The organism is Enterobacter hormaechei subsp. hoffmannii (assembly GCF_001729745.1).
GTDB classification, from domain to species: domain Bacteria; phylum Pseudomonadota; class Gammaproteobacteria; order Enterobacterales; family Enterobacteriaceae; genus Enterobacter; species Enterobacter intestinihominis.
This window is the reverse complement of the sequence record NZ_CP017186.1, coordinates 3,096,356-3,115,024: the sequence shown is the minus strand read 5'-3', so window position 1 is coordinate 3,115,024 and position 18,669 is coordinate 3,096,356. Positions and strand designations below refer to the sequence as shown.

19 protein-coding genes are annotated in these 18,669 nt (G+C 57.8%); 16 read left to right on the top strand and 3 right to left on the bottom strand.

The features are described from left to right. The first annotated feature begins 71 nt into the window (after nt 1-71). The gene (sixA, locus tag BFV65_RS14555; RefSeq protein ID WP_003861375.1) at nt 72-557 is read left to right on the top strand and encodes a phosphohistidine phosphatase SixA; all 486 of its coding nucleotides are present in this window, start codon (nt 72-74) and stop codon (nt 555-557) included. Nucleotides 558-603: 46 nt separating this feature from the next. Here the strand turns inward: sixA and smrB are convergent, their stop codons facing one another. Next, a complete protein-coding gene (gene smrB / locus BFV65_RS14550) occupies nt 604-1,155 on the bottom strand; it encodes an endonuclease SmrB (RefSeq protein WP_022648866.1) in 552 nt (183 codons plus the stop codon). A gap of 145 nt (nt 1,156-1,300) precedes the next feature. Between smrB and prmB the strand changes: the two genes are divergently transcribed. From prmB to BFV65_RS14520, 6 genes are read left to right on the top strand one after another with little or no spacing between them, the layout of a single operon-like run. After that, the gene (gene prmB, locus BFV65_RS14545; protein ID WP_022648865.1) at nt 1,301-2,233 is read left to right on the top strand and encodes a 50S ribosomal protein L3 N(5)-glutamine methyltransferase; all 933 of its coding nucleotides are present in this window, start codon (nt 1,301-1,303) and stop codon (nt 2,231-2,233) included. Between the two features lie 60 nt (nt 2,234-2,293). Further along, nucleotides 2,294-3,379 (top strand): chorismate synthase, encoded by a 1,086-nt coding sequence (gene aroC, locus BFV65_RS14540; RefSeq protein ID WP_022648864.1) that lies wholly within the window; start codon nt 2,294-2,296, stop codon nt 3,377-3,379. 2 nt (nt 3,380-3,381) lie between these two features. Next, nucleotides 3,382-4,206 carry a penicillin-insensitive murein endopeptidase gene (gene mepA, locus BFV65_RS14535; protein WP_063147680.1) on the top strand — a complete coding sequence of 275 codons (825 nt, stop codon included), beginning with the start codon at nt 3,382-3,384 and terminating at the stop codon, nt 4,204-4,206. Next, on the top strand, nt 4,206-5,015 hold the full coding sequence (locus BFV65_RS14530; protein WP_022648863.1) for a sulfite exporter TauE/SafE family protein: 810 nt from the start codon (nt 4,206-4,208) through the stop codon (nt 5,013-5,015). The genes mepA and BFV65_RS14530 overlap by 1 nt, the downstream gene beginning before the upstream one ends. Beyond that, nucleotides 5,015-5,560, top strand: coding sequence for an elongation factor P hydroxylase (locus tag BFV65_RS14525; protein WP_023300646.1), 546 nt, complete (start codon nt 5,015-5,017; stop codon nt 5,558-5,560). Before BFV65_RS14530 ends, BFV65_RS14525 begins: the two co-directional genes overlap by 1 nt. A 13-nt stretch (nt 5,561-5,573) precedes the next feature. Further along, complete coding sequence (locus BFV65_RS14520) at nt 5,574-5,849, top strand: YfcL family protein (RefSeq protein WP_022648861.1); 276 nt, start codon at nt 5,574-5,576, stop codon at nt 5,847-5,849. 65 nt (nt 5,850-5,914) lie between these two features. Here BFV65_RS14520 and mnmC read toward each other — a convergent pair whose 3' ends face one another. Further along, complete coding sequence (gene mnmC / locus BFV65_RS14515; RefSeq protein ID WP_023300645.1) at nt 5,915-7,912, bottom strand: bifunctional tRNA (5-methylaminomethyl-2-thiouridine)(34)-methyltransferase MnmC2/FAD-dependent 5-carboxymethylaminomethyl-2-thiouridine(34) oxidoreductase MnmC1; 1,998 nt, start codon at nt 7,910-7,912, stop codon at nt 5,915-5,917. A gap of 158 nt (nt 7,913-8,070) precedes the next feature. Here mnmC and fabB point away from each other — a divergent pair, with 158 nt between their 5' ends. Together fabB and BFV65_RS14505 are read left to right on the top strand one after the other, a co-directional pair. Continuing rightward, the gene (fabB, locus tag BFV65_RS14510) at nt 8,071-9,288 is read left to right on the top strand and encodes a beta-ketoacyl-ACP synthase I (RefSeq protein WP_022648859.1); all 1,218 of its coding nucleotides are present in this window, start codon (nt 8,071-8,073) and stop codon (nt 9,286-9,288) included. A gap of 68 nt (nt 9,289-9,356) precedes the next feature. Beyond that, entirely contained in the window at nt 9,357-10,535 is a 1,179-nt protein-coding gene (locus BFV65_RS14505) for an MFS transporter (RefSeq protein WP_069596793.1), read from the top strand. An 84-nt stretch (nt 10,536-10,619) separates the two neighbouring features. On the opposite strand, the gene flk is transcribed toward BFV65_RS14505, so the two are convergent. Continuing rightward, entirely contained in the window at nt 10,620-11,624 is a 1,005-nt protein-coding gene (gene flk / locus BFV65_RS14500) for a flagella biosynthesis regulator Flk (protein ID WP_045621148.1), read from the bottom strand. A 111-nt stretch (nt 11,625-11,735) separates the two neighbouring features. Between flk and pdxB the strand changes: the two genes are divergently transcribed. From pdxB to dedD, 7 genes are all read left to right on the top strand, one after another. Then, nucleotides 11,736-12,872 carry a 4-phosphoerythronate dehydrogenase PdxB gene (gene pdxB / locus BFV65_RS14495; protein ID WP_023306650.1) on the top strand — a complete coding sequence of 379 codons (1,137 nt, stop codon included), beginning with the start codon at nt 11,736-11,738 and terminating at the stop codon, nt 12,870-12,872. A 67-nt stretch (nt 12,873-12,939) separates the two neighbouring features. Next, complete coding sequence (locus BFV65_RS14490) at nt 12,940-13,953, top strand: aspartate-semialdehyde dehydrogenase (RefSeq protein WP_023306649.1); 1,014 nt, start codon at nt 12,940-12,942, stop codon at nt 13,951-13,953. Then, nucleotides 13,953-14,765, top strand: a complete 813-nt coding sequence (gene truA, locus BFV65_RS14485) for a tRNA pseudouridine(38-40) synthase TruA (protein WP_001286071.1) — start codon at nt 13,953-13,955, stop codon at nt 14,763-14,765. Before BFV65_RS14490 ends, truA begins: the two co-directional genes overlap by 1 nt. Nucleotides 14,766-14,793: 28 nt before the next feature. Then, nucleotides 14,794-15,453, top strand: coding sequence for a DedA family protein (locus BFV65_RS14480; RefSeq protein ID WP_006811410.1), 660 nt, complete (start codon nt 14,794-14,796; stop codon nt 15,451-15,453). A 154-nt stretch (nt 15,454-15,607) separates the two neighbouring features. Next, on the top strand, nt 15,608-16,513 hold the full coding sequence (gene accD, locus BFV65_RS14475; protein ID WP_022648854.1) for an acetyl-CoA carboxylase, carboxyltransferase subunit beta: 906 nt from the start codon (nt 15,608-15,610) through the stop codon (nt 16,511-16,513). A 70-nt stretch (nt 16,514-16,583) separates the two neighbouring features. Beyond that, nucleotides 16,584-17,852, top strand: a complete 1,269-nt coding sequence (gene folC / locus BFV65_RS14470; protein ID WP_069596792.1) for a bifunctional tetrahydrofolate synthase/dihydrofolate synthase — start codon at nt 16,584-16,586, stop codon at nt 17,850-17,852. Further along, nucleotides 17,842-18,528, top strand: coding sequence for a cell division protein DedD (gene dedD / locus BFV65_RS14465; protein ID WP_023300639.1), 687 nt, complete (start codon nt 17,842-17,844; stop codon nt 18,526-18,528). Before folC ends, dedD begins: the two co-directional genes overlap by 11 nt. Nucleotides 18,529-18,669: the final 141 nt, after the last annotated feature.

The following is an 18,669-nucleotide window of genomic DNA, read 5'->3' as shown; positions in this document are numbered from 1 at the left end:
GGTTTTCTACCTCAGAGCATTAATCGCGGGTAGTTAACGCCGGTGATTCTGGTTAACAAAAGCGGTGCAATATGCAAGTTTTTATCATGCGTCACGGCGACGCGGCACTCGATGCCGCCAGTGACTCAGTACGTCCTTTAACCGTCTGTGGCTGCGACGAATCCCGTCAGATGGCGACATGGCTTAAAGGTCAAAAAGTGGACATTGAACGCGTTCTGGTGAGTCCGTTCCTGCGGGCAGAACAGACGCTGGATGTGGTAGGGGAGTGTATGAACCTGCCATCCAGTGTGGATGTTCTCCCTGAACTCACGCCGTGTGGCGATGTTGGCCTTGTCAGTGCTTACCTTCAGGCGCTGTGCAACGAAGGTGTCGCTTCCGCACTGGTCATTTCCCACCTGCCGCTGGTCGGCTATCTGGTATCTGAGCTGTGCCCGGGCGAAACGCCGCCGATGTTCACAACGTCCGCCATTGCCAACGTCACCCTCGACGAAACCGGCAAAGGGGTCTTTAACTGGCAAATGAGTCCGTGCAACCTGAAGATGGCTAAAGCCATCTGACGTGACGTGCGATATGGCGGGGTGCCGCGTGCCTCCCGCCATCGTGTCAGGGCAACTCTGGCGGCTGCCACTCCTCCACCTCAATCAATACCAGCAATGCGGCATCTCCGCCGTACTCTTTCGGTGCCTGATGAAAAGCCATTACGTGTGGATGCTGAGCCAGCCACAGCGGCGTCTGTTGTTTGAGAATATGTTTGCCGTGACCGTGCATCACGCAGGCGCAAAAAACATGCTCGCGTCGGCACGCCGCGATCAACGCCCCCAGCTCCTGCTTCGCCTGCATCTGGGTCAACCCATGCAGATCGAGGAACAGCTCCGGCGAGTAATCTCCCCGGCGTAATTTTTTCAGTTCAAAATGGCTAACGTCTTCGCGCACGTATTTCACCGCACCCTGCGTATTTAGCAGCGGCTGAAACTCATCTGAAAAATAGTGGCTGTTATCGGCCTGCTCCTGAAGCAACCGTTTGACCGGAACCTCGCTGATTTTTTTACGCTGCGGGCGATGGACAATGGTGTCGTGCGTGATTTTACGCGTCCCGGTCATCAGCTGACGGAAGAGAGCCTGATCCTCCTCGCTGAGCGATGTTTTCTTTTTCATTCGTCATTCTCATCTCGTATTTCCGATAGTGTACCCGACTAAACGCATTTTTTAACCTCAAGCGACACGCGTCATTGCTGATTTATCGCCGTCTTCATGGCAAACTAGCCGCCGAAAATTATGCGAGCATGCCCTGGAGGAAAGAGTGGATAAAATTTTTGTCGATGAAGCAGTAAACGAGCTGCATACCATACAGGACATGTTGCGCTGGTCGGTTAGCCGCTTCAGCGCCGCCAATATCTGGTACGGACACGGCACCGATAACCCGTGGGATGAGGCCGTCCAGCTGGTGCTGCCGTCACTCTACCTGCCGCTGGATATTCCGGAAGACATGCGCACCGCGCGCCTGACCTCCAGTGAAAAACACCGCATCGTTGAGCGCGTGATCCGTCGCGTGAACGAGCGTATTCCGGTGGCTTACCTGACCAACAAAGCCTGGTTCTGCGGCCATGAGTTCTATGTTGATGAGCGTGTGCTGGTGCCGCGTTCGCCGATTGGCGAGCTGATCAACAACCACTTTGACGGCCTGATTAACCATCAGCCGCAGCACATACTTGATATGTGCACCGGCAGCGGCTGCATCGCGATTGCCTGCGCGTACGCCTTCCCGGAAGCGGAAGTGGACGCCGTCGATATCTCCACCGACGCGCTGGCCGTCACCGAACATAACATTGAAGAGCACGGCTTGATCCATCACGTCACGCCTATCCGCTCTGACCTGTTCCGCGACCTGCCGACGCTGCAATACGACCTGATCGTCACCAATCCACCGTACGTGGATGCCGAAGACATGTCCGATCTGCCGAACGAGTACCGTCACGAGCCGGAGCTGGGCCTGGCGTCAGGCTCTGACGGGCTGAAGCTGACCCGCCGCATCCTGGCCTGCGCGCCGGATTATCTGACCGACGATGGCGTTCTGATTTGTGAAGTGGGTAACAGCATGGTACATCTGATAGAGCAGTACCCGGATGTGCCGTTCACCTGGCTTGAGTTCGACAACGGCGGTGACGGCGTCTTTATGCTGACCAAAACGCAACTGCTTGATGCACGCGAATACTTCAGCATTTACAAAGATTAATCCAGCGGGCTTCGGCCCGTTTCACAACGCTCAAACACAAACAACAACATCGGAGCCGTGATGGCAGGAAACAGTATTGGACAGGTATTCCGTGTGACCACCTTTGGCGAGTCGCACGGTCTGGCATTGGGTTGTATCGTTGATGGCGTCCCGCCAGGCATCGAACTGACCGAAGCCGATTTACAGCATGACCTTGACCGCCGTCGTCCGGGTACCTCTCGCTACACCACGCAGCGTCGCGAGCCGGACCAGGTCAAAATTCTCTCCGGCGTTTTTGAAGGCCGTACCACCGGGACCAGCATTGGTCTGCTGATTGAAAACACCGATCAGCGCTCCCAGGACTACGGCGCGATTAAAGACGTCTTCCGTCCGGGCCACGCCGACTATACCTACGAACAAAAATATGGCTTTCGCGACTATCGCGGCGGCGGACGTTCTTCCGCGCGTGAAACCGCGATGCGCGTGGCGGCAGGTGCGATTGCCAAAAAATATCTCCAGCAGAAATTCGGCATCGTTATCCGCGGCTGTCTGACCCAGATGGGCGACATTCCGCTGGCAATCAAAGACTGGGATCAGGTAGAACTTAACCCGTTCTTCTGCGCAGATGCCGACAAGCTGGACGCGCTGGACGAGCTGATGCGTGGCCTGAAAAAAGAGGGCGACTCCATTGGTGCGAAAGTCACCGTGGTGGCCGACGGTGTGCCGGCTGGCTGGGGCGAGCCGGTATTTGACCGCCTCGACGCTGACATCGCCCACGCGCTGATGAGCATCAACGCGGTGAAAGGCGTTGAAATCGGCGACGGTTTTGACGTGGTTAAGCTTCGCGGCAGCCAGAACCGCGACGAAATCACGAAGGCGGGTTTCCAGAGCAACCATGCGGGCGGCATTCTGGGCGGCATCAGCAGCGGGCAGCAAATTATTGCCAATATCGCGCTGAAGCCAACGTCCAGCATTACCGTGCCGGGCCACACGATTAACCGTTCAGGCGATGAAGTAGAGATGATCACCAAAGGACGGCACGATCCATGCGTGGGGATCCGCGCGGTACCGATCGCAGAAGCGATGCTGGCGATCGTGCTGATGGATCACTTCCTGCGCCAGCGCGCGCAGAATGCGGATGTGTCGACCACCATTCCACGCTGGTAACTATGAAAAAAACCGCAATCGCTCTGCTGGCGCTGCTGGCCAGTGGAGCAAGCCTGGCCGCCACGCCGTGGCAGAAAATCACCCACCCGGTAGCGGGAAGCGCGCAGTCCATTGGCGCTTTCTCCAACGGGTGTATCGTCGGCGCGCAGGAACTTCCGCTGCTGTCGGACACCTATCAGGTGATGCGCACCGACCAGCGCCGTTACTTCGGCCATCCTGACCTGGTGCTGTTTATTCAGCGTCTTGGCAACCAGGTGCATAACCTGGGGCTGGGGACGATGCTGATTGGCGATATGGGGATGCCTGCAGGTGGTCGCTTCAACGGCGGTCACGCCAGCCACCAGACCGGACTGGATGTGGACATCTTCCTGCAACTGCCGAAAACGCGCTGGAGCTCAGCGCAGCTGCTGAAACCGCAGGCGCTGGATCTGGTCTCGGCCGACGGTAAACGGGTCGTGGCCTCGCGCTGGTCGCCGGAAATTTCCAGCATGATTAAGCTGGCGGCAGAGGATAACGACGTCACACGGATCTTTGTTAACCCGGCCATCAAGCAGCAGCTTTGCCTGGATGCGGGAACGGATCGCGACTGGCTGCGTAAAGTGCGCCCGTGGTTCCAGCACCGGGCGCATATGCATGTTCGCCTGCGCTGCCCGGCGAACAGCCTGGAATGTGAAGATCAGCCGCTGCCACCGCCTGGCGATGGTTGTGGTTACGAACTGCAAAGCTGGTTTGAACCGGCCAAGCCTGGAACCTCTAAGCCTGAGAAGAAGACACCGCCTCCGTTGCCGCCTTCCTGCCAGGCGCTACTGGATGAGCATGTACTTTAATGGATAATTTCGTCGATCTGTTTATGGTGTCACCGCTGCTGCTGGCGGTGCTCTTTTTTGTTGCGATGTTAGCCGGATTTATCGATGCCCTGGCGGGCGGTGGCGGGTTGCTCACCGTTCCGGCGCTGCTGGCGGCAGGCATGAGCCCTGCCCAGGCGCTTGCCACCAACAAACTCCAGGCATGCGGCGGTTCGCTCTCCTCATCGCTCTACTTTGTTCGGCGCAAAGTGGTGAATCTTGCCGATCAGAAGCTCAATATCCTGATGACGTTTATTGGCTCGACGGCGGGCGCGCTGCTGGTCCAGCACGTACAGTCCGACATTCTGCGCCAGATCCTGCCGATTCTGGTTATCTGTATTGGCCTCTATTTCTTACTGATGCCAAAGCTCGGCGAGGAAGACCGGGCGCGGCGACTGCACGGCCTGCCGTTTGCGCTGATTGCCGGTGGCTGCGTCGGTTTTTACGACGGCTTCTTTGGTCCGGGGGCAGGCTCGTTTTACGCGCTGGCATTCGTGACGCTGGCCGGGTTCAACCTCGCCAAATCCACCGCCCACGCCAAAGTCCTCAACGCAACCTCCAACGTTGGCGGCCTGCTGTTGTTTATCATTGGCGGCAAGGTTATCTGGGCTACCGGATTTGTGATGATGGCGGGGCAGTTTTTGGGCGCGCGCGCAGGCTCGCGTCTGGTATTAAGCAAAGGGCAAAAGCTGATCCGCCCGATGATTGTTGTTGTCTCGGCGGTGATGAGCGCCAAACTTCTTTATGACAGCCATGGACAGGAGATCCTCACCTGGTTGGGGATGAACTAATGAACAGTACGCATAAATACGAACAGCTGATTGAGATCTTCGACAGCTGTTTTGCTGATGATTTTAATACCCGTCTGATTAAAGGCGACGACGAACCGATCTATCTTCCTGCTGATGACCAGGTTTCATACAACCGCATCGTCTTTGCCCACGGCTTTTACGCCAGCGGTTTGCACGAGATTTCGCACTGGTGCATCGCGGGGAAAGCGCGTCGCGAGCTGGTGGACTTTGGTTACTGGTACTGCCCGGACGGGCGCGACGCCGCCACCCAGGGGCAGTTCGAAGATGTGGAGGTGAAACCGCAGGCGCTGGAGTGGCTGTTCTGCGTGGCGGCGGGTTTCCCGTTCAACGTCAGCTGTGACAACCTTGAAGGCGACTTCGAGCCAGACCGTATCGTCTTCCAGCGCCGCGTGCATGCGCAGGTGATGGAATATCTTGAGAAAGGCATCCCGGAACGTCCGGCACGCCTGATCGAGGCTTTACAAAATTATTACCATACGCCGGAGATCACGGCGGAATGCTTCCCGTGGCCGGAAGATTTATAACAGAGGAAAGAAGATGATCGCAGAATTTGAATCACGCATTCTGGCGTTAATTGATGACATGGTGGAACACGCCAGCGATGATGAGCTGTTCGCCAGCGGTTATCTGCGTGGTCACCTGACGCTGGCGGTAGCCGCGCTGGAAGCAGGGGACGATCACTCTGCCGACGCCGTTCACGCGGAAGTTACTCGCAGCCTTGAAAAAGCCATTCTGGCCGGGGAACTGTCTCCACGCGACCAGTCTTTAGTGCTGGGCATGTGGGACAATTTGTTCCAGCAGGCTAAACGCTAAGTTGCCGCCTTCTCTTCCCTCTCCCTTTTGGGGAGAGGGCCAGGGTGAGGACACCAGACCGCACCCTACTTAACCCTTTTCCCCTTCAGCAATTTCCGCACCCACAGTCGGTTCGGATTAAGCCCCGCGAGCGTAACCCTGTCCAGCGGAACCGGCTCATCGCTCATTTGCGCGGCTAGCACTTCAGCCAGCAATGGCGCGGAGCATAATCCCCGCGAGCCTAAGCCACCCAACATAAACAGTTCCGGATAAACGGGCGCACTTACCGCCGTTTCTTTGTTGTCTGCAAGATCCTGATAGACTTCAAGCGTGGCGTCATAGTCCGGCACGTTTCCCGCCATCGGCAGGTGATCGCGGGTCGCGCAGCGTACGCCGCAGCGCGCCTGACCCTCACTGACATCAACCTCTTTCGCCCACGACGCATTCGGGAAACAGTCGAGCAGGCGCTGGCGGTTTTGCTGCTGATCCGCTTCGCTGTACTGCATATCTGTTTCACCGCGATGATAGCTGGCACCGATGCAGTGATGGCCGTTGGACGGATTTTGCGGCGTCGCGTAGCCGTCGTAACACAGCACCTGACGCAGTTTGCTCAGTTCGGGCGCGGTCGGGATATGGCTTACCTGGCCGCCGACTGGATAAACCGGCAATGACGCTGTCTGGGTAAACTGAGTGATGTGATGTCCGTTGGCCAGTACAACGCTGGCATGCTGCGACGCTTTGCCGTCAGCAAAACGCAGTTCCCAGTGCGCAGTGCGACTTAGCGATTGAACCTTGTGGGCATAATGCACTGTCAACCCACGCGACTGCCCGAGGGCTATCGCCGCAGAAGTCAGTTCAGCCGGACACAGCCAGCCGCCGAGTGGATACTGAATTCCGCCGCAGCCGGTGTCGACGCCAGCGGTCTCAGCAACCTGCTGAGCCGTCACGGCATGGGCGATGGTTTCCGGCAGCCCCAGCGACAACATTTGGGTGATTTTCTGTTGGCTCTTCTCATCCCAGCCCAACTGCGTCACACCGCACCAGTCGTGGTCGAACGCAACCGGCAGGCTATCGTAAAGGCGACGAGCAAACGTAAACGCAGCCGGGAAGAACTGGAACAGTGCGGGATCGTGTGAACTTAATAAGGGATAAAGCGCGCCCTGACGGTTGCCTGATGCACCCATCGCCGGTGCCTCGTCAGCGCAGTAGAGCGTCACCTGCCAGCCACGGTGCAGCAGCGCCAGTGAGAGCAGGGCGCTGGCAATACCTCCGCCCACAATGGCGACCTCACGCGACGCACTGGGGCGGCGAGCAAACCAGGGTGCCTGTGCCGGGATCGCCAGATCCTGCTCCATCACCCCCACCAGCATGTCGCGTTTGCGGCCAAAGCCTTTGGTTTTCCGCATGGTAAACCCCGCCTCCTGCAACCCACGGCGGACAAAGCCCGCCGAGGTGAAGGTGGCAAGCGTCGCGCCCGGGCGTGCCAGACGTGCCATTGCGCTGAACAGGTGCGGACTCCACATGTCAGGGTTTTTGGCGGGCGCAAAACCGTCCAGGAACCAGGCGTCCACTTTCTGATGCATTGAGTCATCGAGCTTATCGGTCAGGTCGTTAATGTCGCCAAGCCACAGGTCGAGCGTGACGCGTCCGTCGTCCAGAATCAGACGATGACAGCCGCCGATAGCCGGTGGCCACTGGGCCTGAAGCTGTTCCGCCCAGTGGGCAAGCTCCGGCCAGCGCTGATGGGCAAGCCGCAGATCGTGTGCGGTAAGCGGAAATTTTTCGAAACTGATGAAATGTAATCTTTGTAAGGTAGCCTCGGGGTGTGCAGCGCGAAACTGGTCGAAGGCCTGCCAGAGGGTCAAAAAATTCAGCCCGGTGCCGAAACCGCTCTCCGCGACGACAAACAGGCTGCGCGGATGCTCAGGGAAGCGGGTGCTGAGATGATTTCCTTCGAGGAAGACATAGCGCGTCTCTTCCAGTCCGTTATCATTAGAAAAGTAGACGTCATCAAAATCTCGGGAAACAGGTGTACCCTCAGCGTTGAATTCTAGGTTGGCAGGTTGTATGGCGTTTTGTTTCACGTAAGTTACTCGTCCGACAGGCAGTGGCACGATCTTAGCGATGTGAGCCCATCGGTGCAAATTTCCACAGAAAATCGCTGATCGGACTTGTTCGGCGTACAAGTGTACGCTATTGTGCGACTCGAAACTTTTTATAGTGCGACTTACAGAGGTATTGAATGAAACGTGCAGTGATTACTGGCCTGGGCATCGTTTCCAGCATCGGTAATAACCAGCAGGAAGTCCTGGCATCTCTGCGTGAAGGACGCTCCGGGATCACTTTCTCTGAAGAGTTTAAAGATTCTGGAATGCGTAGCCACGTATGGGGTAACGTTAAACTGGATACCACCGGTTTAATTGACCGTAAAGTGGTTCGTTTCATGAACGATGCCTCTATCTACGCCTATCTTTCCATGCAGGAAGCGATCAAGGATTCTGGTCTGAGCGAAGACGCTTACCAGAACAACCCACGCGTGGGCCTGATTGCAGGCTCCGGCGGTTCCTCTAAAGCTCAGGTGTTCGGTGCTGACGCCATGCGCAGCCCGCGCGGCCTGAAAGCGGTCGGTCCATATGTTGTGACCAAAGCCATGGGTTCAGCGGTTTCCGCGTGCCTGGCAACGCCGTTCAAAATCCACGGTGTGAACTACTCCATCAGCTCCGCATGTGCGACCTCCGCACACTGTATCGGTAATGCGGTTGAGCAGATCCAGCTGGGCAAACAGGACATCGTATTTGCTGGCGGCGGCGAAGAGCTGGGCTGGGAAATGGCCTGTGAGTTCGACGCGATGGGCGCACTGTCCACCAAATACAACGAAACGCCAGACAAAGCATCCCGTACCTATGATGCACACCGCGACGGTTTTGTTATCGCTGGCGGCGGCGGTATGGTTGTGGTTGAAGAGCTGGAACACGCGCTGGCGCGTGGCGCGCACATCTACGCTGAGATCGTGGGCTACGGCGCAACGTCTGACGGCGCTGACATGGTTGCCCCATCCGGCGAAGGCGCGGTGCGCTGCATGAAGATGGCGATGCACGGCGTTGATACCCCAATCGACTACCTGAACTCTCACGGCACCTCAACGCCGGTAGGCGACGTGAAAGAGCTGGGTGCGATCCGTGAAGTGTTCGGCGACAACAGTCCGGCTATCTCTGCAACCAAAGCCATGACCGGTCACTCTCTGGGTGCGGCGGGTGTGCAGGAAGCGATCTACTCTCTGCTGATGCTGGAAAACGGTTTTATCGCGCCAAGCATCAACATCGACGAGATGGACGAGCAGGCGGCAGGCCTGAACATCGTGACCGAAACCACCGAACGTGAGCTGACGACCGTTATGTCCAACAGCTTCGGTTTCGGCGGCACCAACGCCACGCTGGTGATGCGTAAGCTGAAAGCGTAAGCGTTTGAAGATATAGTAGAAGGGAGCCACGCGGCTCCCTTTTTTTATGCCTGAACACGGAGTTATGCATGAAGGCTGTTACCCCTGAGAAGAGCGCTCCTTCCGGGAACCTTTCCCTTTTCCGCATCGCCTTTGCGGTGTTTCTGACCTACATGACCGTTGGCCTGCCGCTGCCGGTGATCCCCTTGTTCGTTCACCAGGAGCTGGGCTATGGCAACACCATGGTCGGTATTGCGGTGGGCATTCAGTTTTTAGCGACGGTATTAACCCGGGGCTACGCCGGTCGCCTGGCGGATCAGCACGGCGCAAAACGCTCGGCGTTGCAGGGCATGTTTGCCTGCGGACTGGCGGGGGGAGCCTGGCTGCTGGCGGCGCTGTTGCCGATAGATGCAGCGTATAAATTCGCGCTGCTGGTGGCAGGGCGCCTGATCCTCGGCTTTGGCGAAAGCCAGCTGCTGACCGGCACCCTGACCTGGGGTATGGGGCTGGTGGGACCTGCGCGTTCCGGAAAAGTGATGTCCTGGAACGGAATGGCGATTTACGGCGCGCTGGCGGCAGGCGCACCGCTGGGGCTGCTGATCCACAGCCAGTTTGGTTTTGCGGCGCTGGCAGGCACCACCATGGTATTGCCGCTGCTGGCGTGGGCGTTTAACGGTTCGGTGCGTAAGGTGCCCGCCCATAAAGGCGAGCGTCCTTCGCTGTTGAGCGTGGTGGGGCAAATCTGGCAGCCGGGGCTTGGGCTGGCGCTTCAGGGGGTGGGCTTCGCGGTTATTGGTACCTTTGTCTCCCTCTATTTCATGAGCCGCGGCTGGGCGATGGCGGGCTTTACGCTGACGGCCTTTGGCGGCGCGTTTGTATTGATGCGCGTGCTGTTTGGCTGGATGCCGGATCGCTTTGGCGGCGTGAAGGTGGCCGTGGTGTCACTTGTCATTGAGACCGTGGGTCTGGTACTGCTCTGGCAGGCTCCGTCCGCATCCGTTGCGCTGCTGGGTGCGGCGTTAACCGGCTGCGGCTGCTCGCTGATCTTCCCGGCGCTTGGCGTTGAAGTGGTGAAGCGCGTGGCTCCGCAGGTGCGCGGCACGGCGCTGGGCGGCTATGCGGCGTTTCAGGATATCTCTTACGGCATCACCGGGCCGCTGGCGGGGCTGCTTGCAACGTCGTTTGGCTATCCTTCCGTATTTCTCGCCGGTGCGGTGTCAGCGGTAGTGGGGATTGTGGTGACGCTGGTGGCGTTTCGCAGGTCGTAGTTTTTGCCCGGTGGCGCTCCGCTTACCTGGCCTACAACCGCGCGAACCGTAGGCCGGGTAAGGCGTAGCCGCTACCCGGCAGTTTTAAGCAACCAGCCAGAAAATCGCCAGCGCAATCAGCAACGCGATAAACATCAATCCCGGACGGGCAGAAAGCGTCTTGAACGTGTCAACAACGGGGGCAAACAGCGGGTTGTAGATCGGCTGAATGTTTCTTACCTCCGGCACGCCGCCTTCCCGCTCGGCGCGGCGAACGAAGATCTGATTCAGTAAATCCTGTACCTGCGCGGTGGTCAGCACGGTTTGCGGTGTCGCCTGCCAGCTCTGCTGGGCGTAATCCCGGATCATATCGAACTCGTGCGGTTCCAGCGGTTGTTTCAGTGCCGCCTGTACGCTGTGCAGGGTCGGAGCGCTCTGGGTGCTGAGCGTCTGACGCGCCTGGAGCCAGGTGACCAGATGGGTAAACTGTTTTGCCGGGATCATCTCGCCCGCTTTCACACCGGAAAGTTCCAGCATGGATTGCCAGATAAGCTTTGTCGGTTCGCCGGTGGCGGCAGCCAGCTTAGTGACCATCTGCTTGAGCGTATTATGCTCCGCAGGCTGTAATGGCCGCTCTGTAGACGGGCGCTGTTGCGGCTGCGGGATAGAAAGCTGATTGCTTTGCAGCAGGGTCAACACGGTTTTCAGCTGTTCCGGCGAAAGCTGGCTCAGGGCGGTATGACCGTATTGCTGACGGATAAAATCACTCACCGCCTGACGATTATTCCCCTGGCCCAACAGCTCGGTCAGCTGCGAGATAATCTGGCGGGTAGTATGTTGCTGCTGTGCGCTGGTAAGACGCTGGTTCAGGTTTTGTTCGGCGGCAGGGAAATGGCGCGACTGTAGCGGCGCATCGTTTCTGACGCCCAAATCGTGCTTAACGCCGGCCCATACCTCTGCGTTTTGCTGTGAGGTCAACGCAATAAGACGCGTGATAAGACGCTCCAGTACGGTGCGTTGCTGCGTGGAGAGCGGTTGTTCGCCTGGCGTGTTGGGCGTTACGGGGCCTTCACCCGGAGGGCGCGGAGGCGTACCTGAAATGGGCTGCATCGTCAAAAATCCTTAAAGTCAAACTCTGCGTAACCGGGCGGAGATATATGCCCGGCGGCGAGATTATGGCACACTTGGCAGGTTTACTTCCTCTCAAACAGGTACTCAGACGTGAAAATCCTCGTTGATGAAAATATGCCTTACGCCCGTGAGCTGTTCAGCCGCCTGGGTGAGGTTAAGGCTGTTCCTGGTCGCCCGATTCCGGTCAGCGAACTGGACGATGCAGACGCACTGATGGTGCGCTCGGTGACCAAAGTAAATGAGGCGCTGCTCACCGGCAAAGGGGTTAAATTTGTCGGGACGGCAACGGCCGGGACCGATCATGTGGATGACCAGTGGCTTAAGCAGGCGGGGATTGGTTTTTCCGCGGCACCAGGCTGTAACGCCATTGCCGTCGTGGAATATGTATTCTCCTCGCTATTGATGCTGGCCGAGCGCGATGGTTTTGCGCTGAAAGACCGCACCGTCGGGATTGTGGGTGTGGGCAACGTGGGCGGACGTCTGCAAAAGCGTCTGGAAGCCTGGGGCATCCGCACTCTGCTGTGCGATCCGCCGCGTAAGGATAACGGCGATGAGGGCGATTTCCGCACGCTGGATGAGCTGGTCGACGAGTGCGACGTCATCACCTTCCATACGCCGCTCTTTAAAGAAGGGCCGTACAAGACTCTGCACCTGGCCGACGAAAAGCTGATCCGCCGTCTGAAGGCTGGCACTATTCTGATAAATGCCTGCCGGGGACCGGTGGTGGATAACGCGGCGCTGCTGACATGTCTCGACGAGGGACAAGATCTTAGCGTCGTACTGGACGTCTGGGAGCCAGAGCCGGATCTCAACGTCGCATTGCTGAATAAGGTGGACGTGGGTACCGCGCATATCGCGGGTTATACCCTTGAAGGCAAAGCGCGTGGCACAACCCAGGTGTTTGAGGCTTACAGCGCCTTTATCGGCCATCCGCAGCAGGTCGCGCTGGATACGCTGCTGCCCGCCCCGGAATTTGGTCGCATTACCCTTCATGGACCGCTGGATGAGGCAACGCTGAAAAGACTGGTGCATTTGGTGTATGATGTGCGCCGCGATGACGCGCTGCTGCGTAAAGTGGCGGGTATTCCGGGTGAGTTTGACAAGCTGCGCAAAAATTACCTTGAGCGCCGCGAGTGGTCCTCCCTGTATGTGATGTGCGATGACGCCCCCGCGGCGGCGCTGTTGCATCAGCTGGGATTTAACGCCGTTCACCACCCGGCACGTTAATGTCTTCTTAATGCTCCCTGTCGGATATTCCGGCAGGGACGCTTTTTTATTTCTGGAGTAAACCACCATGTCTGAAGGCTGGAACATTGCCATTTTGGGTGCCACTGGCGCCGTGGGCGAAGCCCTGCTTGAAACCCTTGCTGAGCGTCAGTTCCCGGTGGGCGACATTTACGCGCTGGCGCGTACCGACAGCGCAGGAGAACATCTGCGTTTCGGCGGGAAATCCGTGATGGTGCAGGATGCCGCCGCGTTTGACTGGACACAGGCTCAGCTGGCGTTTTTTGCCGCAGGTGCGGAAGCCACGGCATCCTACATTGAAGAAGCGACCAATTCAGGCTGTCTGGTGATCGACCTGAGCGGCCTGTTCTCCCTGGAGCCGGATGTGCCGCTGGTGGTGCCGGACGTCAACCCGTTTGTGCTGGCTGACTACCGCAACCGCAATATCATTGCAGTACCGAACAGCCTCACCAGCCAGCTGCTGACCGCGCTGAAGCCGCTGATCGACGACGGTGGCCTGTCGCGTATTTCCGTGACCAGCCTGCTGTCAGCCTCCGCTAACGGCAAAAAAGCCGTAGACGCACTGGCAGGGCAGAGCGCGAAGCTGCTGAACGGTATCCCGATCGACGAAGATGATTTCTTTGGCCGCCAGCTGGCGTTCAACATGCTGCCGCTGCTGCCGGATCGTGAAGGTTCGGTGCGGGAAGAGCGTCGTATCGTCGATGAAGCACGCAAAATTCTGCAGGATGACGGTCTGATGATCTCCGCGAACGTCGTGCAGTCTCCGGTCTTTTACGGCCACGCGCAGATGGTCGGGTTTGAAGCCCTGCGTCCGCTGGCGGCTGAAGAAGCCCGCGACGCGTTTGGCCGCGGAGAGGACCTTGTCCTGTCCGAAGAGAGTGAATTCCCGACGCAGGTGGGCGACGCTACCGGCAGCGCGCATCTCTCTGTGGGCTGCGTGCGTAACGATTACGGTATGCCTGAGCAGGTGCAGTTCTGGTCCGTTGCCGACAACGTGCGTTTTGGCGGCGCGCTGATGGCGGTCAAAATCGCGGAAAAACTGGTGCAGGAGTATCTGTACTGATGTCAGATGTGGAACAAAAGCCGGTCCACAGAATTGCCCTCGGCATTGAATACGATGGCAGTAAATACTATGGCTGGCAGCGGCAGAATGAGGTGCGCAGCGTCCAGGAGAAGCTGGAGAAAGCGCTCTCTCAGGTGGCGAATGAACCGATAAGCGTCTTCTGTGCGGGCCGCACCGATGCCGGCGTTCACGGCACGGGACAGGTAGTGCATTTTGACACCACCGCCGTGCGCAAAGACGCGGCCTGGACGCTGGGTGTAAATGCGAATTTGCCTGGTGACATTGCCGTGCGTTGGGTGAAAGCTGTGCCGGATGATTTTCACGCGCGTTTCAGCGCGACGGCGCGGCGCTACCGTTATGTCATCTACAACCAGCGCCTGCGCCCGGCGGTGTTAAGCCAGGGCGTGACGCATTTTTATGAACCGCTGGATGCAGAACGTATGCAGCGTGCGGCGCAGTGTCTGATTGGAGAGAATGATTTTACGTCGTTTCGTGCGGTGCAGTGTCAGTCCCGTACGCCGTGGCGTAACGTCATGCACATTAACGTCAGTCGTTATGGCGCGTATGTGGTGGTGGATATCAAAGCCAATGCCTTTGTACATCATATGGTGCGGAATATTGTAGGCAGCCTGATGGAAGTGGGCGCCGGACACCAGCCGGAGAGCTGGATTGCAGAACTGCTGGCAGCGAAGGACAGAACGCTTGCGGCAGCAACGGCGAAAGCGGAAGGTCTGTATCTGGTTTCGGTGGATTATCCGGACCGGTTCGACCTGCCAAAACCGCCAATGGGCCCGCTGTTTTTAGCGGACTAAACAAAGGCGCAATTAGGGCTTAGACAATATGGACGTAATACGTTTTCTGATTGATTTCATCCTGCACATTGATGTTCACCTGGCGGAGCTGGTCGCGCAGTACGGCGTCTGGGTATACGCCATTCTGTTCCTCATTCTGTTCTGTGAAACCGGCCTTGTGGTTACGCCGTTCCTGCCGGGAGATTCACTGCTGTTCGTGGCGGGCGCGTTATCCGCACTGCCAACGAATGACCTGAATGTCCACCTGATGGTCGTCCTGATGATCATCGCCGCAATTATTGGTGATGCGGTCAACTACACTATTGGGCGGGTGTTTGGCGAGCGGTTGTTCAGTAATCCGGACTCGAAGATTTTCCGCCGCAGTTATTTAGATAAGACCCATGCGTTCTATGAGCGCCATGGCGGTAAAACCATTATCCTTGCCCGTTTTGTGCCTATTGTGCGCACATTTGCACCGTTTGTGGCGGGAATGGGTCACATGTCCTATCGTCATTTTGCCATGTACAACGTGGTGGGCGCGCTGCTGTGGGTACTGCTGTTTACCTATGCGGGCTACCTGTTTGGCGATTTGCCGGTGGTTCAGGAAAACCTTAAGTTACTGATTGTAGCGATTATTGTGCTTTCCGTTCTGCCGGGTGTGATCGAAATTATTCGTCACAAACGCGCGGCGGCAAAACAAGCGAAGTAAATGCACGCTGGCGGTTCGACCACTTTTTTATCCAAAGTTTCGGGCTGTTATGTTTTAATGTGCAACATTCATGGTCTGTTGGAGGCAAAAATGGCATTATTCGCCTCTTACAGCAAAACTGGCATACGACCAGGTTCAGGCAGAAAGGTTATCAATGAGCTGGATTGAACGAATTAAAAGCAACATTACCCCAACGCGTAAAGCGAGCATTCCTGAAGGGGTATGGACGAAGTGTGATAGCTGCGGCCAGGTTCTGTATCGCGCAGAGCTGGAACGCAATCTTGAGGTGTGTCCGAAGTGTGACCACCATATGCGTATGTCGGCGCGCAACCGCCTGCATAGCCTGCTGGACGAAGGTTCTCTGGTAGAACTGGGCAGCGAACTGGAGCCAAAAGATGTGCTTAAGTTCCGCGACTCCAAAAAATACAAAGATCGTCTGGCCTCTGCACAGAAAGAGACCGGCGAGAAAGACGCGCTGATCGTCATGAAAGGCACCCTGCATGAGATGCCGGTGGTTGCCGCCGCGTTTGAGTTCGCCTTTATGGGCGGCTCAATGGGCTCTGTGGTTGGTGCGCGTTTCGTGCGTGCCGTTGAGCAGGCGCTGGAAGACAACTGCCCGCTGATCTGCTTCTCCGCCTCCGGTGGCGCACGAATGCAGGAAGCGCTGATGTCCCTGATGCAGATGGCGAAAACCTCTGCCGCGCTGGCGAAAATGCAGGAGCGCGGTCTGCCGTACATCTCGGTACTGACCGACCCAACCATGGGCGGCGTTTCTGCAAGCTTCGCGATGCTGGGCGACCTGAACATCGCTGAGCCAAAAGCGCTGATCGGCTTTGCCGGTCCTCGCGTTATCGAGCAGACCGTACGTGAGAAACTGCCGCCGGGCTTCCAGCGCAGTGAGTTCCTCATTGAGAAGGGTGCTATCGACATGATCGTCCGCCGCCCGGAGATGCGCCTCAAACTGGCAAGCGTCCTGGCGAAGCTGATGAATCTGCCGTCGCCGAGCCCGGACGAGCCGCGCGAAGGCGTGGTGGTACCGGATCAGGAACCCGAGGCCTGATAACTGAAAAGGGCAGGGCCAAATGGCGCTGCCCTTTTGCTTTCTAAACCGTTAATGACAACCGGGCATCATGGAAAATAAAAGCATTCCTCAAGCCACGTCGCCCCTGGCCGCGTGGCTTTCTTATCTGGAAAACCTGCACAGTAAAACTATCGACATGGGCCTTGAGCGCGTAAGCCAGGTTGCCGCGCGCCTTGACGTGCTGAAACCTGCGCCTTTCGTGTTTACCGTGGCCGGCACTAACGGTAAAGGCACCACCTGCCGCACGCTGGAATCTGTCCTGATGGCAGCCGGTTATAAGGTAGGCGTTTACAGCTCGCCGCATCTGGTGCGCTACACCGAGCGCGTGCGGGTGCAAAACACCGAGCTGGCCGAATCGGCCCATACGGCGTCGTTTGCCGCTATCGAAGCCGCGCGCGGCGATACCTCATTAACCTATTTCGAATACGGCACCCTGTCGGCGCTGTGGCTGTTTAAGCAGGCGCAACTGGACGTGGTGATCCTGGAAGTGGGTCTGGGTGGACGTCTGGATGCCACAAATATGGTAGATGCGGATGTCGCCGTCGTCATCAGCATCGCGCTGGATCACACCGACTGGCTGGGGCCCGACCGCGAAAGCATTGGCCGTGAGAAGGCCGGTATTTTCCGGGCCGATAAGCCTGCCGTGGTTGGCGAACCGGACATGCCGCATACCATCGCTGAAGTGGCGAAAGAGAAGGGTGCTCGACTGCTGCGTCGCGGCGTGGACTGGCAGTATGAGGTGCAGGACAACGGCTGGCGCTTTAGCGACGCACAGGGCGTACTGGAGAATCTGCCGCTGCCGCAGGTGCCACAGCCTAACGCGGCGACTGCGCTGGCAGCCCTGCGCGCCAGCGGATTAGCGGTAAGCGAGCAGGCAATCCGCGATGGCATTCAGAACGCACTGCTGCCGGGACGTTTTCAGATTGTGAGTGAGTCACCGCGTCTGATTCTGGATGTTGCACATAACCCGCATGCGGCGGCGTACCTCGCAGGACGTCTCAAATCGTTACCAAAAACCGGGCGCGTGCTGGCGGTTATCGGTATGCTTCATGATAAAGATATCGGCGGCACGCTGGCCTGCATGGAGAGTGTGGTCGATAGCTGGTATTGTGCTCCTCTGGAAGGGCCGCGCGGCGCGACTGCTGAGCAGTTGATGGAACATCTCGGCAAAGGCGAAATCTACAGCAGTGTGGTTTCGGCCTGGCGTGCCGCGATGGCGGAGGCTAAACCAGAAGATACCGTGCTGGTGTGTGGGTCATTCCACACGGTGGCACATGTCATGGAAGTGATGGACGCGGGGAGAACCGGTGGCGAGTAAGTTTCAGAACCGTTTAACAGGAACCATTGTGCTGGTCGCGCTCGGGGTGATTATTCTCCCGGGATTGCTCGACGGGCAGAAAAAGCATTACCAGGATGAATTTGCGGCCATTCCGCTGGTACCCAAACCGGGCGATCGCGACGAGCCCGATATGCTGCCAGCGGCAACGCAGGCGCTGCCAGCCCAGCCGCCTGAAGGCGCAGCGGAAGAGGTGCGCGCAGGTGATGCAGCCGCGCCGTCTCTTGACCCGTCGCGTCTGGCGACGAACAATAACATCGAGATTGATCCGGTGCCGGTAGAACAGCCTAAGCCTGTTGAGAAGCCGAAACCGGTGGAGAAGCCGCAGCCGAAACCGCAGCGGGATAAAGCGGCCGAGCAACTGGCAGCCGCTTCAGAAACGCCACCGCCGGCGAAACAGGACGCGGCCCCTACCGGCAAAGCCTATGTCGTTCAGCTCGGTGCATTGAAAAATGCAGATAAGGTCAATGAGATTGTGAGTAAACTGCGCGGCGCGGGATACCGTGTTTATACTTCACCCACCACGCCGGTACAGGGTAAAATTACCCGTATCCTCGTGGGGCCGGATGCGTCTAAAGATAAGCTCAAAGGTTCGCTTGGCGAGCTGAAGCAAATCTCCGGCCTGAGCGGTGTGGTGATGAACTACAGCGCAAACTGATAAGGCTCCCCTCACCCCGGCCCTCTCCCCAAAGGGGAGAGGGTGCAAATAATTCCCTCTCCCCTTTGGGGAGAGGGTGAGGGTGAGGGGGAGAAAGCAGACGTCCACAGAGACGTCAGCCGGAGGGGCGTTGAGCATTTT

Bases quoted from the DNA above. Each gene is read 5' to 3' on its own strand.
- BFV65_RS14480 (WP_006811410.1), top strand. From the start codon at position 14,794: ATGGACGTAATACGTTTTCTGATTGATTTCATCCTGCACATTGATGTT.
- flk (WP_045621148.1), bottom strand. From the start codon at position 11,624: ATGCAGCCCATTTCAGGTACGCCTCCGCGCCCTCCGGGTGAAGGCCCC.
- BFV65_RS14525 (WP_023300646.1), top strand. From the start codon at position 5,015: ATGAACAGTACGCATAAATACGAACAGCTGATTGAGATCTTCGACAGC.
- sixA (WP_003861375.1), top strand. From the start codon at position 72: ATGCAAGTTTTTATCATGCGTCACGGCGACGCGGCACTCGATGCCGCC.
- BFV65_RS14505 (WP_069596793.1), top strand. From the start codon at position 9,357: ATGAAGGCTGTTACCCCTGAGAAGAGCGCTCCTTCCGGGAACCTTTCC.
- smrB (WP_022648866.1), bottom strand. From the start codon at position 1,155: ATGAAAAAGAAAACATCGCTCAGCGAGGAGGATCAGGCTCTCTTCCGT.
- mepA (WP_063147680.1), top strand. From the start codon at position 3,382: ATGAAAAAAACCGCAATCGCTCTGCTGGCGCTGCTGGCCAGTGGAGCA.
- folC (WP_069596792.1), top strand. From the start codon at position 16,584: ATGGAAAATAAAAGCATTCCTCAAGCCACGTCGCCCCTGGCCGCGTGG.
- accD (WP_022648854.1), top strand. From the start codon at position 15,608: ATGAGCTGGATTGAACGAATTAAAAGCAACATTACCCCAACGCGTAAA.
- fabB (WP_022648859.1), top strand. From the start codon at position 8,071: ATGAAACGTGCAGTGATTACTGGCCTGGGCATCGTTTCCAGCATCGGT.
- truA (WP_001286071.1), top strand. From the start codon at position 13,953: ATGTCAGATGTGGAACAAAAGCCGGTCCACAGAATTGCCCTCGGCATT.
- aroC (WP_022648864.1), top strand. From the start codon at position 2,294: ATGGCAGGAAACAGTATTGGACAGGTATTCCGTGTGACCACCTTTGGC.
- BFV65_RS14520 (WP_022648861.1), top strand. From the start codon at position 5,574: ATGATCGCAGAATTTGAATCACGCATTCTGGCGTTAATTGATGACATG.
- BFV65_RS14490 (WP_023306649.1), top strand. From the start codon at position 12,940: ATGTCTGAAGGCTGGAACATTGCCATTTTGGGTGCCACTGGCGCCGTG.
- BFV65_RS14530 (WP_022648863.1), top strand. From the start codon at position 4,206: ATGGATAATTTCGTCGATCTGTTTATGGTGTCACCGCTGCTGCTGGCG.